Here is a 15,939-nt window from a genome sequence, read left to right as displayed (position 1 = left end):
GAGTCCGCTTTAGTGGGAATGCTTTTTTGTCCCGCAATTTATCCAATTAGAAAATTTATTCTGCCGAGGGCAAAAACCGTCAAAACTGAAAATACATCCCTTCAATTTAGTCCGTATTTCTTCTTTAAAACCGCGAGGTCCCGCAAAAAAGAATCGCGAGTTTTGACGGGAAGGGATTTCAAATCCAAGGTTACTTTCTCGACGGTTTTCCGGGGTGAAATCATTTCACCCCCTCTGCCTTCCTTGCGCTTTAACAGGCTTTCCAGATTCTTTACCGAGGCGTCCTTCCCGCTTCGCAGCAGGTCGCCTACGGATTTCTGGTCCAATCTAGCGATGGAACTCAATTGCTTGACATACCGCTCCGTGTAGCCGAGTAATTTTGCGACTTCATCCGCGGTTTTCTTTTTTTCTTTTCGGAGATATTGAATCGCTCGTCCGACTTCCCAGGGATTCAAACTTTTACGTTTTTCGTTCTCCGCTAGGGCCATTTCGTAGCATCGATCTTCCGACGCGTCCGTTTCCACCGCGGCGATGGATTTCCAGCCCAAGGATTTGGCGGCCTGATAGCGCCTTTCTCCCGCGACTATCTGAAACTTCTTACCGACTTTTCTAACCACGATCGGCTCGATTAATCCCAGCCTTCGCATCGATTCGGTCAAATCGCCGACTTCTTCTCTCCCGAAAACTCGCGGCTGCTCCGGGTTAGGAAGAATGTCCTGAATCGTGATCTCTTTTCGAGAAGAATCTTCCCCGCCGAACGCGGTCAATAGATCCATCCCAGCAAAATCAGCTCTCTTTGCCATTCGCCCTCCTTACCACCTCTTCGGCTAAAGCCGAAAACATCTGCATCGCCTTGGGATCGTATTCCGATAACAATTTTCTTTTAGCCTGTGATTGCGGAATAGCTTCCCGACGGTAAACCACCGAATCGAATACGGGAAAATATTTCCGAATGGCGTCCGCCAATCCGGACAAAGCCCTCGAATCTTCGTATTGATTCAATACCGCGCCTAACAGTCCCAAATCAGGATTTGCTTTCTTACGAATTTTTTCGATGGTTCCATGAAGATCCTTTAGACCTTGCACACTAAACGCCCGGGTTTGAATCGGAACGAGTACAAGATCGGAGGCGATCAAAGCGTTTTCTAAAATCAGTCCGAGAGACGGAGGGCAATCTATTATAATATATTCATAAGAGGATCGAACAGGTAAAAGCGCGTCCTTCAACAATTCGAAATCATCTCTTTCATACGGCGTCGTGAAATTTGCAAGATGAATGGAAGACGGAACTAAATCCAAATTCGGCGCGAGATTTACGATAATCTCCGACATCGAAACAGTTTCATCACCCCTATAGCCCAAGGTATGAAATATCGACTTTTCGACTTGGCCGGCATATAATTGAGTTATATTTGCCTGGGCATCCCAATCTATCAAAAGCACCGGACGCCCGGACTTCGCCAAAGCTTCCGCGAGACAAATAGATACGGTGGTTTTGCCTTCTCCGCCTTTCTGATTGGAAACAGCAATCACCACCGATTCAAAACCTTTTGTTTTTTTCTTGCGAAAGTATTTATCCAACACTTCTTCCTTGTATTTCCCTTTTCCTTGAACGGGGATCCCCCAAGCTTCGGCTTTTTTTCGAAACTCTTCTTCGGAGCTTAACGCGTATTCCGAAAGAATCTCATGAATTTCCAACGTCCTCGCTTTCATTCGATTGAAACCTTTGCTTCTTGTTCCCCCTTTCGACCTGTTTTGTCAACTAAACCTATGTCTCATTATCGCTTTACGCCCGAAAAAACGAGATTGCTCAAGGGCGGGGAGGGGAGGATCCTAGTATTTCCATTTCCCGGGTTCGAAACCGGGGTGAAATCGTTTCACCCTCCCCGGATCCGGACACCAAATGAAAAAACAATACCTTTCGATAGCCGCACTCTTATTCCTTTCGATATTCCCTGTCCCCACTTCATCGATATACTCACAAAAAATCGAAAAAAAAGATTCAATTCCAGCTAAGGAAAATTCCGGCATCGGAGTCCCCTCGCAAAATGAACAGGCCGAGTCCCGGAAAACCGGATTTTGGCAAACTTTTTGGGCGAGATCTTCCGCGACCCTGCTAATGGGCGAAAACGGAGGAGAGCATATCTTCGAATCCGGTACAAAATATCCGAATCTTTCGGGGGCAAAGGCCGGATCTAGAATCTCGTATAATCGAAATTTTGCCTATGGAGGAATCGAACTTAGACATTGGTGGCAAAAATGGGAACTCGACTTCGGATACAGAAGTAACGGACGATACCAAAGAGTAGGGCAGGGCAAGGACGAAGATTTTGCCCTGGCTGATTTTTCCATCGAAAGGGGAGATAAGTTCGGATTCCGGGAATGGAGTTTTTACGATACACCCTATACGTTCAGCGGTTCGAAGAATTTTGCCGACGGAAGGGGAAAATTGAAAATGAAACAGGATAGGCTTAGCTTATCCGTCCGAAGATATTTAGGATCCAGCGATCCCGACGCGCGCAAAAACGGCCAAGGCCTTTTCGTGACGGGCGGAATTCATTATACTTATTTTAAATATTATCTTTACGATGTGAACCAATGGATCGCATCCGACCCCATCTTTTACGGACCTATCGGAATGGGGCTGAGCTTTACCAATACTACGTGGGAACTTCCGGTAGGAATCGGGTATAGATATTCCGACGGCCGATGGATGTTCGAAGGAGCGTTCATGGGGAGCACATGGTATTCCCATTTCAGAGATTATCATTATCAACGGAGCTTGAATTTTATAGGAGATGCGGCTGGCTACGGAATAGAAGCGAATATAGGAGGAGGGATGATCCTGGATTCATGGCTATTCTTCCTGCGATTGACAGAAAATAGGCTATATGGATCGGGCAGTTTTCAGACCAGAGGAGGCATCAGTTCGAATGATGTTTTGTCAAACGCGGCAGGGCATTATAGAAATTATTTGAATACGAAACAGTATAATATCGAATTCTCCGTTACGAACTACCTGGAATGGATTTCGTCAAAATAGCAATAGAGGCCACTTGAAAAACAGACTCCTTCTTTTAAATTTAGGCGGGCCGAGAAGCTCCGCGGAAATTCCAAAATTCCTACTGGACCTCTTCGAAGATCCGTTCGTTTTTGATCTCTCCGTCCCGGAGTTTTTAAGAAAATGGATGGCCAGGAAAATAGCTGTCTCTAGGGCAAAAAAAGTGGCCGAGACATACGCATCGATGGGCTTTGGGGGAGGATCTCCCTTAGTATCCGAAACGGAAAAACAAGCCGAAGAATTGCGTAAGCTTTTGGAAGAATCCGGAGAAAAATGGGAAGTTCGGATCGCGATGAGTTGCGGCTTCCCGGACTTGAGAGATCTGGGAGAAGATTGGACGGATCCAAGAAAAGGAGTTATTATTTTGCCTTTATATCCGCAATACTCTCGATCGACGGTCCTTTCGACTGCGATGTTGCTAAAGAAAAAATTAGGATTTTGTCCTTCCGGTCACCCAGGGTGGGTGCCGCCGTTCTCAAACCGTCCCGAATATCTAGAATCCGTAAAGAATCTGATTTTAGATTACTTCCAAGGAAATCTGAAGTCTGAGGCGTTTCTTCACTTGCAAAACGGAAGTGTACAAAACTGGCAAGAAATGGATCTCATTTTCAGCGCTCACGGAATTCCCGTTAAATTGATCCAAAAAGGAGACGTATACGTTCAACAAATCAAGCGAAACGTTTCGGATTTAGAATCGCTATTGAGAGCCGACGGGTTTCACGGTAAGATCCATCTTTCTTTTCAAAGTAGAGTAGGGCCGGCAAAATGGACGAGCCCGAACACCCTGGATAAAATTGCGGAACTGGCCGCAAAAAATGTCAAGAGAATTGCGATCTATCCGATTAGCTTTGTCAGCGACCATCTAGAAACTCTGGAGGAGATCGGAGTCCAAATAAGGGACCATGCTCTTTCTCTGGGCGTGACGGAATATTATCGAATCCCTGCGCCGGGAATTTACCCCGCCTTTTTAGAGGCGTTAAGTAAGTTCGTCTTCGAAGCTAAAATCGCGGTAGAGAGGGGAGGGACGGGTGAATGTCTCTGCAGACTCTGCGGAGGATACGACCCTAAGCGCGAAAAGACGGTTTGCTTAGCGCGCTGATTCACGATCGAAAATATTCTCCGCTATTAAGGCGTTTCTTTTTTTAAGAAGCGCAGGCTTAAAGGATATTCCCATTTGATTCCGTTATTGGCTTTCACCGCTCCGATAATCGGGAACAAAACATAACATACACCCAAAAGAAGAATAAATGGAATTCCAATCAGAACGATGCATAGAATTCCGAAAATTATTCCGTAGATCAAGGAGCTGATCATCCAATTGACGACGATTTGGCCGTGTGCATCGACATCCGGGTCCGAATCTTTTTCGATCAACCACAGAACGAGCGGCACCAGCATGCCGACGACGGGAAATACGAATACGGAATATAAAGACAAATGTAACAGCATGCAGTATTGATTGACCGTCATTCCTAAGCGATCATTCTGTTTCGGATAAGGAGTCTCTAAAATCTTCTTTTTCTCCGCCTCATATTCTTCCTGAGAGATCGCACCCTTTTCTTTGAGACTGTTTAGTTTTTCTAGGTCTTCGTATTTCATTGCCCACCTCTTCTATGAGACTTTTAATTTCCTGCAAATGCCCTTTCTAAAATGGACTTTAAGCCGATCCCTTGCCGAAAGTTTCCTTCAACTTTGATATCAGCGGGAAGGATCCTATCCAAATCTTTATTAAATGCATAAAGCTGCGGCCCGTACACCGGCAAGGCTTCCTTCCATACCGTCACATAATGATTAACGGGATCAAGACTGTCAGGAATTAATTTCTTCCTATCGTCCTCTACAATATTAATAATTTCATCCTCCGACTTAGTTGCAATTTCCCGATCTCCGGCTCCGCCGTAGACGTAGGTTTCGGAGTGAATTCCTTTTTCCGCTCGACTAGGCCAGATAAAATCGTTGAACAAAATTCCCCTGACCCGCAGCCCTAATTCCGAAGAAAATGATTTATGATCTTTAGGAAAAAGTATTCCAAATCCTTTCTTCCCTTTTAAGACGGAATCTCTGCCGAATCTAGTGACGCTTACAATCGGCAATAACTCCAAAACTCCTTGATAGGTTTTCAATTCAGGAAATTCGCTCTTTAAAATTCTCAAACTAGATGCCAAACCGGTAGCAATCGTAATCTTGGCGCCCGGGAATCTCTTCCTAAGTTCGCGCAAGCTGGATATATCTTCATTATACAAAATCTTTCCGTCTTGAATCACTCTGGCTTCCATAGCTCGGACTAAAGTGCCGATTCCGCCCCTAAAACTAACCGTACCGCGTCTTGCAGGCGCAAGCCTCGGTTTACTCTTTAAGGATTTCGAATATGTTCTTAAATTATTCCAGAGAGTTTGATCTTCCGGCAGAAATTTACCGAAAACAAACTCGGCGGACATCAGATCCAAATCTCCGGCGTAAATTCCACCTAACGCCGGTTCGACGATTTTAGATACTGCACCTTCGCCCAATACCCGCTTTCCCCAACGGAGCACGGATTCGCCGGGCTCCGGTTTGGACGGTTTTGAGACCGCACCGTAAACTAACCGGATAATCTCGCCCAACTTCAACGGCAACCGTCTCGGTTTTCCATCGGAAAATATATATCTTCTTCGGGAAGCGGAATCGGGAAGCAGAATGTCCAAACCCAATCGGGAAGCAAGCTTCTCCAATTCCCAACAATTCAGGATTCCATTTGCAGCCGTCTCTACGATGCCATATTCGGTACGAACCGAACGGATTAAACCGCCGGTCCCGTCCCTCTTTTCCAAAACCAGGACGGATTCTCCTTTCTCGATTGCGAGAAATGCGTGGACGAGGCCTGTAAATCCGGCGCCAATAATAACTCGATCTGGAATGGATTTTGCCACGGCTACATCGTAGAACCCCCGATCGTTCTGGCAATAAAATACCCTGAATGAAAAGTTGAAAGGTAGCTTATTCGGGGATAAGAAAAATCAAGTTTTCTTGTTTAGAAACTGAATCTATAACCGAACGAATATTTGGTTTCCGAAAAAGTTGAGGAAGAAGATCCTGTGGAGCTTAAATTTGCTTGGCCGACATTCGAAGGTAACACCGATAAGACGAGACCGGGATTTGTGCCGTCGGAAACTTTTACTAAATTTCTGCCAAAGTTGGCAAAGAAATAAGCATCGACTAAATTAAGTAGGTAAATGGTGCCTAATGCGTATAGAGCTTCTTGATAATGTTGAAAGTCCCGATCGGCCTCCGCCCGTTTTTGGCGAATTAGATTGTAATTCTGATCCAGAACGTATTGGGTCAACGGGTCCGAAGACGTCGGAGGAAGGTATACTGCATTCACTCCTAAAGCAGTTCCTATGATCGCGGTCTGAGAATAAGGATTTCCTAATGTTCCGTAATCTCTAACCGCATTGCGATAGACTCTATACTTATCGTAAGAAGCAAAGCCCGCCGCCGCCATTAAAGTCGGCCAAAGTACCCCGAAAACTTTTCGATCGCTATAAAATTGTCCCCATCCGGGCAACACTGCCGAACGAAACAATGCCTTTCCAGGTTCTATCGCATCCTGCTTAGGAACTTCCTGAACCGCTCTACGCTGCTCTTCTTCCCGCCTAAGCCGATCCGCTTCTTCCTGTTGCTGTTGTAGCTGCCGAGCTTGTTCTTTTTCTACGAATTCTCGCTTGGTATTGGCGATCTTCTTTTCCTCGGAAGCGCGAATCTTTTCTTCCTCGTCGTCGCTTACGTCCTTATACAAGACTTTTAAGATTAACTTTTTATTGATTGCACGTTTGCCTGATTCGGTTTGAACCACTACCGATGATTGATTTTGCGTGACTAGATCGCCTTTTATTTTGCCGCCTTCGCGCAACAGAATGGTCACCGGAAATATTGCCGCCGGTAATATAAACAGGATGAGAACCATTGTAATTGTTCGAAACGCTGATGAAACCATTCTATAACTTTAACAATTCCTAGTAACGAGTCCTAAAAACTGAGAAGTTCCCCCGATAATATTAGACGAGAAGTAATTTATTTCCAAAACGGTTATTTTGTCGCTTACTCGCCATTTTATCAAACAATCGAGTCCCTGCGCTTGTTCAAATAGATTGCGAGAAAACCTTACTTTCAGGACTTTTTCTTCTTAATCGCAGGTCCAGACCTGTACAAGCGTTTCGAAGAAAAGGCTTACCGACATCCGTAAGAACGAGGGTATGACCATCCCACCTAATTAAAGTATCGTCCTCCATGGAGGCTAAATAGAGCCTAACTTCCTCGAAAATCTCCTCGGGAATATCAACTCTGCCTGTCGTAGAGAGCTTCAGAACCAATTCGCGTTGTCGCAAATCCTCGGAAGTCAGCTTATGTCCTCTAAGCAGCGCATGGCCGTCTTCCTGAATTCTTCTTTGGTATTTCTTCAGAATTTTTTCATTCTGATAAAAACAATCCCAGCTATCCGAAATAGCCGAGACTCCCATGCCTAAGAGAAGCTCCGTAGAGCGAGTCGTATACCCCATGAAATTACGATGAAGAGTTCCGTCCAAAGAGGCAGCATACAGTGAATCCGTTTCGAGCGCAAAATGATCCATACCTATTTCTTTGTAACCCGCGTTTAGGAACATCTCTCTCCCGATTTCGTAGAGCTCTCTTTTTTCCGATCCTTTTGGAAGATCGTCCTCGGTAAACAATCTCTGAGCTGCCTTAATCCAAGGGACATGTGCATAACTGTAAAACGCGATCCTGTCCGGACGTAATTGCAAAGTTTTTAATATAGTATCCCGTATACTTTCTTTAGTTTGCTTAGGCAGTCCGTAGATAAGGTCGAAGTTTACCGACGTGTAGCCCAATTTTCGAGCTCCATCCGTAATGCCGGCAGTAAGCTCGTAGGGTTGGATTCGGTTCACTAATCTTTGGACTTCGGCATCGAAATCCTGAACTCCCAAACTGATTCTCGTAAATCCGAAATCCTTTAAGACTTCTAGTTGAGTCAACCTGGTTCTTCTAGGATCCACTTCTAAGGAAAACTCGGGTCTTTCCGCCGTTTTCCAAGAGCTCAGAATCGGAGTTAGAAGCGCTTTCAAATTGGATTCGGAGAGGTAAGTGGGAGAGCCTCCTCCGAGATGCAGTTCTCTCAATTCGCGCTTCGGTAACTCCGGGACCGCCTTCACATAATTCGCAAATTCCGCTAATAGGGTCTCGATATACGGTTCTTCCACAGTGTGGTTTTTAGTAATCGAAGTATTGCATCCGCAAAAAGAACACAACGTTTCGCAAAAGGGAATATGTAAGTACAATGCAACGGACGAATTTTCAGGAAGAACTCTATCTCGAACGGCCTTCAACCATTCCGAACGTGTGGGGTTATCCTCCCAATATGGAACCGTCGGATAACTAGTATAACGCGGAGCGGGAACATCATATTTTTCTATCAGATTTAATTGTGATTTCATGCAAATACCTCCCTAACAGTTTTTACAAAATTGCGCACATTCGCTTCGGGAGTTTTAGGAAGAACTCCGTGGCCTAATCCGCAGATCCATCCGGACCGTTGATCGGGCGTAAGTCTTAAGAACGGCTCCAGCCATTTCATCAAATAACTTCGAAATTCGTTAGGATCCAAAAAGAGCATCGCCTGATCGAAATTTCCCTGGATAAACTGATTTTGTTTTCCGAAGAGCTCCGTTAGTTCGACGCGATGATCCACTCCGAAGCCCGCAAGACCGGCTAAAGAACGAATCGATTTCAAACTTTGAGAAGGAATTCCCTTCGCATAATAGCCTATCTTTCCTGGAAACGCCTCCACCAGCTCCTGCAAGGGCGGAAATACGGCCTCCTTAAAGAAACCGGGAGAAGCATCTCCACCTGCCGTATCAAAAATCATGACGATCTCGGCGCCGCCTTCCAGTTGAAGCCGAATATTCTCCCGCAATAGAGGTAAAAGTTTTTTATAGAACCCCTCTCTCAGGGATGGCGAAACTTTGGGTAAAATCAAATTTCCATCATGTTTCCCTAATGTCGCATAACAGAATAAGGTCCACGGACCGCCGATAAACCCGATCAAGGATCGGTCTTCGGGAATTCTTTTGCGCGTTAAGGCTACCGCCTTCTTCTGGAAGCTCATAAAATCGACGGCGTGTTCCAAAGAATGCATTCTTCCCAAATCGCTCGACTCGGCCAATTGCCAGCCGAGCTTAGGACCATCGTCTCCAAACTTTAGACCCATTCCAAGGGCTTCCAGGGGAAATAGAATATCTGAAAACAGAATTGCCGTATCGAACCCGAAATCGTCGACCGGGCCATAGGCGACTTCCGCGGCAAGTTCCGGAATTTTACACAACTCCTCGAAAGTGTGCTTCTTCCGTAAATTTTGGTAATGAGAATGATATCTACCGGCCTGGCGCATCATCCAGATCGGAGGAACTGATTGAGCCTTGCATAGCAGGGCGTTCGTAAATTTCTGATTAGGCATCCTGTAAATCTCCGGTCCATTGATAACCGACCCCTCTCACGGATCGAATGGCTTCTTCGCCTTTGTCCCCGAAGGCTTGCCGCAGACGGACAATGGAATTATCTATCGTTCTATTTGTGGGGAATTTTTCCTCTCCCCAAAGGCGATCCAAAATCTCGTCTCGGCTCACCGTTCTTTGTCTCTCTTCAACCAACATATTCAACAATGCGCAATCCCTTTTGGAAAGATGAATTTCCTCGCCCGAAGGAGCATGAATGGAATACCCTGAAAAATCCAAAATAAATCCTTCGTAAACGTATTTAGTTTTCTTAAAGGAATGTTTATGAGATTCTAATACGTGTCTTACTCGGATTAAAAGTTCCTTCAAGTGAAAAGGCTTCGGAATAAACTCCTCGGCTCCGAGTTCGAATCCTCGCAATCTCTCCGGGGCGCCCGAATGCGCGGTTAAGAATAGAAAAGGAGGACAATCTTTGCGAGTCCGTAATTCCGCCGCCAATTCGAATCCGTCGCCGTCGGGCAATCTTACATCCAGAAGAATCAAATCCGGTTTAGAATCCAGGGCCAAAGCTCTTGCGGATTGCGCGGATACGGTCCAAATCATTTCGTATCCTTCCTTCTCCAGCCTCTCTTTGAGAGTTTCTCCCAGAGACCGATCATCCTCCACCAGTAAAAGCTTGGCCTTCATACCGACCTTGCTCCTTTTTCAGAAGCGGAAAGGGTCCATTCCGCTCGAAACCCTCCGGATTCGGAGGCGCGTAATACGAAATTACCGCCCATTTTCTTGATAAGATTTTTAACGATATACAAACCGATTCCGGTACCGCTCGTCGAAGTATGTCGAATAAACGGTCTGCCTAACGTGCGGAGATCCCCGCGGAAACCGATCCCGTTGTCTCTGAATGCGAACTTTACTCTGCCGCCTGGAGCGGGCTCAGTAGATATTTTAACTTCCGTCGCCTTGCCATGCTGAACGGAATTTTCCAAAAGATTTCTGAAAACGCTTTCTAAAGCTTTGCGATCCGCCTTAACACTCGCGCTAGTCCAGTCGGTTATCAAAGTTAATTCCGACCAGTCGTCCTTAAAACTTTCCTCCAAATCCGGAAGATTCGTATCTTCCAAATACAATCCTTCCGACCGCATCAGACTGGCAAGATAGAGGGCTTTGGTCATTTGAGATTCGATCCGCACCGAATCCTTAAGAAGTCTATACAGAAGTTTATCCGTCGAGGGATTAGGGCTTTCCTCCAAAAGACTTTCTACCTGCAGTCTCAAACTCGCCAACGGAGTCTTCATTTCGTGAGTAACGGTGGAAAAAAAATCCTGAATGAGTTTATTACGTTTATCTTCTCGAAACGTCAGCCATACCAAAGTAATTCCACCGGCGACGAGCATTAAGAGGAAGAATGCCCCCTCCATCTTAATCATAACGCTTTGTCTTTCTAACTTATCAAGAACCTCTTGCTCCGCGATACCGCCGATTATGGAGGCTAATTCCGTAGCCATGCGATTTTGACGAAGTCCCAAAAAAAGCCACCAACTTCCGAGCGAAACGGTTATCGCTATCCATACCAGCGGAAGGAGAACTTTTTTGTATTTAAAGGAGTGCATAAAGTTTACGATCGATTCTTTTTGAAAGCTTCTTCAGCTAACTCCAAGGTTTTGTCGATCACTTGTGTAGTGTGTGCAAAGCTCGTAAAGCCCACTTCATAACCGGAAGGAGCCAGATAGATTCCGTTCTTCAATAATAAATGGAATACTCTCGCAAAAGCTTCCTTATGGCCGGCAGGGATCGCATCCACGGTTCGGATAGGGGAGGGACTCTTCGTATGAAACCAAAATAAGGACGCATGAGTTTCCACCGCCCAATCGGTCGCAGAATCGTACTTTCTAAAAATCGAAAGTAATCCCTCCGTTAATTTCTTTGTTCTTTCTTCTAAGATCGGATACACGTTTTCCCGTTCGCATTTCATAAGCGTCGCCAATCCGGCTCTCATACCGAACGGACTTGCGCTTAATGTCCCGGCCTGATAGACAGGCCCCTGAGGAGCGACTAAATCCAGAAGCTCTGCGCGGCCTGCGTAAGCGCCGACCGGGAACCCGCCGCCGATGATTTTACCGTAAGTCACCAAATCCGGACGAATTCCCAACTCGCCGCTCATTCCCGCAAGACCGACGCGAAACCCGCTGATTACTTCGTCTAACAAAATCAAAGTACCGTATTTTCTCGCCACTTCCACGATTTTTTGCAGGAATTCCTTTCGTTGGATTAGCAATCCGTAATTGGCAGGCAAAGGCTCGATCACCAAAGCGGCGATATTTTTTCCTTCCTTCGCGAATAGTTCTGCCACCGCCTTCTCGTCGTCCAACGGAAGAACTAACGTGTTTCGTATAAGTTCCGAACCGATTCCAGCGCTATCCGAAGAAGATTCCCCAGCCAAACCGGATCCGGCCTTTACCAAAAGGGCGTCTAAATGTCCGTGATAACATCCATCGAACTTCAATATTTTATTCCGACCGGTCGATGCACGAGCCACTCGCAATGCGCTCATAACCGCTTCCGTTCCGCTATTTACAAAACGGATTTTCTCCGCCCAAGGGATACGAGCGACGATCCATTCCGCAAGTTCTAAGGAATAGGGTTCGGCGGCACCGAAACTCCACGCGAGTGAAGCGGTCTCCAAAACGACTTCCTCAACCTCAGGATCTCGATGACCCAAAAGCAAAGGACCGAAGCTCAAACAATAATCGACGTACTGCTTTCTTTCCACGTCGGTTAACGTTGCGCCTTTTGCGCTTTGAAAAAAAACCGGAGTCCCCCCTACAGATCGGAAGGACCTCACGGGAGAATGAACTCCTCCAGGCGAGACCTTCTTCGCTCGATCGAAAAGTTCCGCTGATGTGCCGTATGATTTCAAGAATAGATCTCCTTTCCACGTCGCGCGGCATACGTAATCAAATACGCGGCCCCGGCCCGGGAAAACACTTGCCAAGTTTCCTTCAGAGCGTCCTCGAATTTACAAAATCCGTTTTCCGCAAGAAGCGATAATGATGCATATTCACCACTAACTTGATACGCTCCCACAGGCAACCCCGTTGCATCGCGTATCGGTTGAATTAAATCAATTGCGGTCAGACCCGGTTTTACCATTAGCAAATCCGCGCCTTCTTTCGCATCCCTCAACGAGGCAAGAAGAGAATCCTCCTTATTACGCACGTCGATTTGATAGGAAGAACGGTCCCCATGACCGGGGGCGGACTCCGCAGCCTCTCTAAACGGTCCGTAAAAATTACTCTTGAATTTGGTCGAATAACTCATGACGGGAACATTTTCGAAACCGTGCTCGTCCAAAATTTCACGATGGCTCGCGACTCGACCGTCCATCATGTCCGACGGAGAAATCCCATCCGCTCCGGAATTCGCATAACAAAGAGCGATCTCCGAAAGGCGGCGAACCGATTTGGCGTTATCGATTCTGCCCTTAGTATCCAATAATCCGCAATGACCGTGAGTGGTTAAGGAGCAAAGACAGGTATCGATCCAAAGAAAAACATCGGGAAAGTTCCGTTTAATTCCGCCTATGACTTCTTCGTAGAATTTCGTCGGAATGGAATCGTTCGACTTATTGCCCGGAACTAAAAAAAGTAAAAAATGTTCAACGCCTGCTTTCGAATCGGACTCTATTTGCTTTAAAACGGTGTCCTTCGTGTCTCGGAATACTCCAGGGAGGGAAGACATACTCTCCCGATCCTTTAATGATTCCGCTACGAATAAAGGTTGGATCATTTTTTTTGCATTCAAGGATTCCGAGGAAGTCAAATTCCTCATGGCAGGCGAAATCCGATTTCTTCGGAGTCCCGTTCCGTAAGATTCTCTCATAGATGTCCTATTTCCTTTTTCAGAAAGTCCGGGATTTCTCCCTTACAAGCGTTAACCCAAGACTCATAATTCGGGAATGCGTATACTTTCCCGTTTGTTCCTAAGATATTTCTAATATACGAATAAGTCGCCCCTGACCCGGTTGCGTGTATTTTCTGTGCAATCGACGGATCCTTCCTATATGCACGATCAAACTGAGTTGCACTCATCCAAAAAAAATGGGAATACCCGGATAAGTCCTGCAATTCGGCCTCCCATTCAACTTTATATGTGGATAAGCGATCCCAGGTTCCCTCCACGATGCCGCTTTCTTCGTGGGTCAATTTAACGAAATCGGGAATCTCTCCCAAAAGGGTCGCGAGATTTTTCGCATCACCTTCGCCTAGCCCGTCCGTCGAAGCGTGCACCCACACATCGCGAGACGCTAGCTTCTCCCAAGTTTTAGTACCTGCCACAACCAAAATCGTATCCGGCCCAGGATTCGACCAAGACTCCGGGAACGCATCCGCTCTTGCTACGAACCAAAATCTGCTCGTCGGCGGAGAAGAGGGGAGTGGAAGTCGGGCTCTACCTACAGTTTGTCGCTTCGTGGGAAAAATATATGAATCGGAGATGGGGCGCGGAAATTCATCGCTTCTCCAACGAATAGCGGAATCCAATTCTTCGCCCGAATCCGTTTTGCCCCTCATAAACAGGATGGTACCCGACTCGCCGGAATGAACCGCAACTCCGATCTTTTGGTGGCAGCCTCCTCCGAACAAAGAAAGCAATCTACGTTCATCGCCTACATTCCTCTCTTCCGATAGGCTTCTTAATGGAGAGAGAAGTTCCCGAACTCGGTCATCGCCTGCGCGAAATTCCGCAGCCAATGCACCTTGCGCCGGTGCATTCGGATTTTTTGATAAGGGAAGAACCATGAACAATTGCTCGTTCAAAACGGCCCGCAACTGATCCCGTACTTCGGAATATTCGGCCTGTTCCGCAAAGGAAAATTCCCGAGACAAGAGACGGTCCAGCGCCGCTTTCGCCACGACTAAGCCGGAAATAGAATCGTCTTCCAACCATTTTCTGACCCTTGTTTGCACATTGCCGCGCACGGGATGAAAGTAGATCGGTTTTCCTTGATAACGGCGAGGAAGAGCAGAAGGTAAAAAAGCGGAAAGATTATATTCCCTTCGCGGACTAGAAGAATGAATTTTAATTTCATTCGGGGGATTATCGAAAGCAGAACGCTTCCAAAGGAGAACATCCCTTTGATCCGCCCGCGGAAGAACCATCACGGTTTCGGTTCCAGCGTGGCCTTCCAGATCCAAATCCTTATACGAATGGATGACTAGATCGACATTTCCATCCGTTAATTCTTTCGTTAAATCTTGAGTAAATACTCCCCGAGTCGGCATCTTCCAAAGAGGGGTTACCAAATCTTGGTCGCCGCTTGCTTCTTTAAAGAAAAGTTCGACGTTTAGATTCGGATGCTCTTTTAGCAAGGCATCGCGTACGAAACAAGACTGGAGTTTTGCGAGAGAACTTTTTCTAGAGCCGATTCTTAGAACGAAGGACAAGGTAGGTCTTCCCAACCGAATACGAATTGATGCGCTTCCAACTCTCTTTCTTCCAGAAGTCTCGCCAGGACACCATCCAATTCTTCGCGGACTTTTCGAGTACGTTCTTCGGTTTCCTTTAGAGAGGACATCATATCAGCAAAGGAAATATATTTTACGCCTTCAGGCATGCAAGATTCCAGAGGTTCTTCCCTAAAATCCAAAACCAAATCTCCTGGAGAAAGTTTATTCAACCAAGGCTCTAAATTTACCGGGGAAGCTACGACCCAAGCTTCTCCCTTCGGAGACCAGTCTTCCCAAAATACGGTAGACGCGCCGGAAGAATTTCCTAAAAATTCCAAACGCTCCGGATCGCGACCGACAATTTGAACAGTGCGATCCGCTCCCTTTAACCATGGCAGCATTTTCTCTGCGAGCTGTCCGGTACCCAAAAGGGCCACTTTGCTTACATGTCTACCGGAGCTTGACAAATATTTTTGAGCCAATCCCCCGTACGACTGCTCTCCCAAATTCTGCAAATATCCGGAACGCAAAGATCTACAATCTTCGATTAAATTATCTCGTAAACGAGCGATATATTCTCCGAATGCTGAAGAAGGAAGTTCTTGAAAACGCTGCCTAAACTGGGCAAGGACCTCGGTTTCTCCGAATAACTTCGAACGAAGACCGGAAATAATTTCTAATAGAAGACCGTATGCTTCATAACCCGATTTTACTTCCCAGGTATCCGGAAGATCCGGAAACTCAGGATGAATTCGGGAATCGGTAACCCACACAGTTCTCATGCAAGTCTTCCATTGGAATGAATCAGACACGGCAAACCCGTCTCTATGATTAGCTTCGGAATGGAAAACCTTCAGTGTAGACCACATCTCTACTAAAGATCATACCGAGTTTCCGCTTCGTTTTGTCAAAATACTGTCAGCGGATTCGGAAAATATTCGAGTTGCCG

General features: G+C 46.3%; 15 protein-coding genes. 2 read left to right on the top strand and 13 right to left on the bottom strand.

Annotated features, from left to right (window positions below):
* Positions 1–101: 101 nt before the first annotated feature.
* Positions 102–803, bottom strand: a complete 702-nt coding sequence (locus LEP1GSC058_RS19030) for a ParB/RepB/Spo0J family partition protein (protein ID WP_016551259.1) — start codon at positions 801–803, stop codon at positions 102–104.
* Complete coding sequence (locus LEP1GSC058_RS19025) at positions 787–1,713, bottom strand: ParA family protein (RefSeq protein WP_016551226.1); 927 nt, start codon at positions 1,711–1,713, stop codon at positions 787–789. Before LEP1GSC058_RS19025 ends, LEP1GSC058_RS19030 begins: the two co-directional genes overlap by 17 nt.
* Before the next feature lie 190 nt (positions 1,714–1,903).
* On the opposite strand from LEP1GSC058_RS19025, the gene LEP1GSC058_RS19020 reads away from it, so the two are divergent.
* Both LEP1GSC058_RS19020 and hemH read left to right on the top strand, forming a co-directional pair.
* Entirely contained in the window at positions 1,904–3,043 is a 1,140-nt protein-coding gene (locus LEP1GSC058_RS19020) for a putative porin (protein ID WP_016551144.1), read from the top strand.
* 13 nt (positions 3,044–3,056) lie between these two features.
* Positions 3,057–4,160, top strand: coding sequence for a ferrochelatase (gene hemH, locus LEP1GSC058_RS19015; protein ID WP_016551223.1), 1,104 nt, complete (start codon positions 3,057–3,059; stop codon positions 4,158–4,160).
* Positions 4,161–4,186: 26 nt separating this feature from the next.
* On the opposite strand, the gene LEP1GSC058_RS19010 is transcribed toward hemH, so the two are convergent.
* The 11 genes from LEP1GSC058_RS19010 to LEP1GSC058_RS18960 form a co-directional block, all read right to left on the bottom strand.
* Positions 4,187–4,660, bottom strand: coding sequence for a DUF4870 domain-containing protein (locus LEP1GSC058_RS19010; protein ID WP_016551316.1), 474 nt, complete (start codon positions 4,658–4,660; stop codon positions 4,187–4,189).
* Positions 4,661–4,683: 23 nt separating this feature from the next.
* Positions 4,684–5,970 carry a protoporphyrinogen oxidase gene (gene hemG / locus LEP1GSC058_RS19005; RefSeq protein ID WP_016551270.1) on the bottom strand — a complete coding sequence of 429 codons (1,287 nt, stop codon included), beginning with the start codon at positions 5,968–5,970 and terminating at the stop codon, positions 4,684–4,686.
* Positions 5,971–6,071: 101 nt separating this feature from the next.
* Positions 6,072–7,004, bottom strand: a complete 933-nt coding sequence (locus LEP1GSC058_RS19000; RefSeq protein WP_016551219.1) for an LA_0442/LA_0875 N-terminal domain-containing protein — start codon at positions 7,002–7,004, stop codon at positions 6,072–6,074.
* A gap of 175 nt (positions 7,005–7,179) precedes the next feature.
* Positions 7,180–8,529, bottom strand: coding sequence for an oxygen-independent coproporphyrinogen III oxidase (gene hemN / locus LEP1GSC058_RS18995; protein WP_016551200.1), 1,350 nt, complete (start codon positions 8,527–8,529; stop codon positions 7,180–7,182).
* On the bottom strand, positions 8,526–9,548 hold the full coding sequence (locus tag LEP1GSC058_RS18990; protein WP_016551352.1) for a uroporphyrinogen decarboxylase family protein: 1,023 nt from the start codon (positions 9,546–9,548) through the stop codon (positions 8,526–8,528). The genes hemN and LEP1GSC058_RS18990 overlap by 4 nt, the downstream gene beginning before the upstream one ends.
* The gene (locus LEP1GSC058_RS18985; protein WP_016551093.1) at positions 9,541–10,233 is read right to left on the bottom strand and encodes a response regulator transcription factor; all 693 of its coding nucleotides are present in this window, start codon (positions 10,231–10,233) and stop codon (positions 9,541–9,543) included. The genes LEP1GSC058_RS18990 and LEP1GSC058_RS18985 overlap by 8 nt, the downstream gene beginning before the upstream one ends.
* On the bottom strand, positions 10,230–11,156 hold the full coding sequence (locus tag LEP1GSC058_RS18980) for a sensor histidine kinase (RefSeq protein WP_016551120.1): 927 nt from the start codon (positions 11,154–11,156) through the stop codon (positions 10,230–10,232). The genes LEP1GSC058_RS18985 and LEP1GSC058_RS18980 overlap by 4 nt, the downstream gene beginning before the upstream one ends.
* A 5-nt stretch (positions 11,157–11,161) precedes the next feature.
* Positions 11,162–12,463: a glutamate-1-semialdehyde 2,1-aminomutase gene (hemL, locus tag LEP1GSC058_RS18975; protein WP_016551272.1), complete on the bottom strand. Its 1,302-nt coding sequence runs from the start codon at positions 12,461–12,463 to the stop codon at positions 11,162–11,164.
* A complete protein-coding gene (gene hemB / locus LEP1GSC058_RS18970) occupies positions 12,460–13,425 on the bottom strand; it encodes a porphobilinogen synthase (RefSeq protein WP_016551164.1) in 966 nt (321 codons plus the stop codon). The genes hemL and hemB overlap by 4 nt, the downstream gene beginning before the upstream one ends.
* A complete protein-coding gene (locus LEP1GSC058_RS18965) occupies positions 13,422–14,987 on the bottom strand; it encodes a hydroxymethylbilane synthase (RefSeq protein ID WP_016551354.1) in 1,566 nt (521 codons plus the stop codon). The genes hemB and LEP1GSC058_RS18965 overlap by 4 nt, the downstream gene beginning before the upstream one ends.
* Positions 14,972–15,859 (bottom strand): Rossmann-fold NAD(P)-binding domain-containing protein, encoded by an 888-nt coding sequence (locus LEP1GSC058_RS18960; RefSeq protein ID WP_039948828.1) that lies wholly within the window; start codon positions 15,857–15,859, stop codon positions 14,972–14,974. The genes LEP1GSC058_RS18965 and LEP1GSC058_RS18960 overlap by 16 nt, the downstream gene beginning before the upstream one ends.
* Between the last annotated feature and the right edge of the window lie 80 nt (positions 15,860–15,939).

It is taken from the genome of Leptospira fainei serovar Hurstbridge str. BUT 6 (assembly GCF_000306235.2).
Lineage (GTDB): Bacteria > Spirochaetota > Leptospiria > Leptospirales > Leptospiraceae > Leptospira_B > Leptospira_B fainei.
Note: the sequence above shows the minus strand (reverse complement) of the source record. Positions and strands in the feature narration are given on the sequence as shown.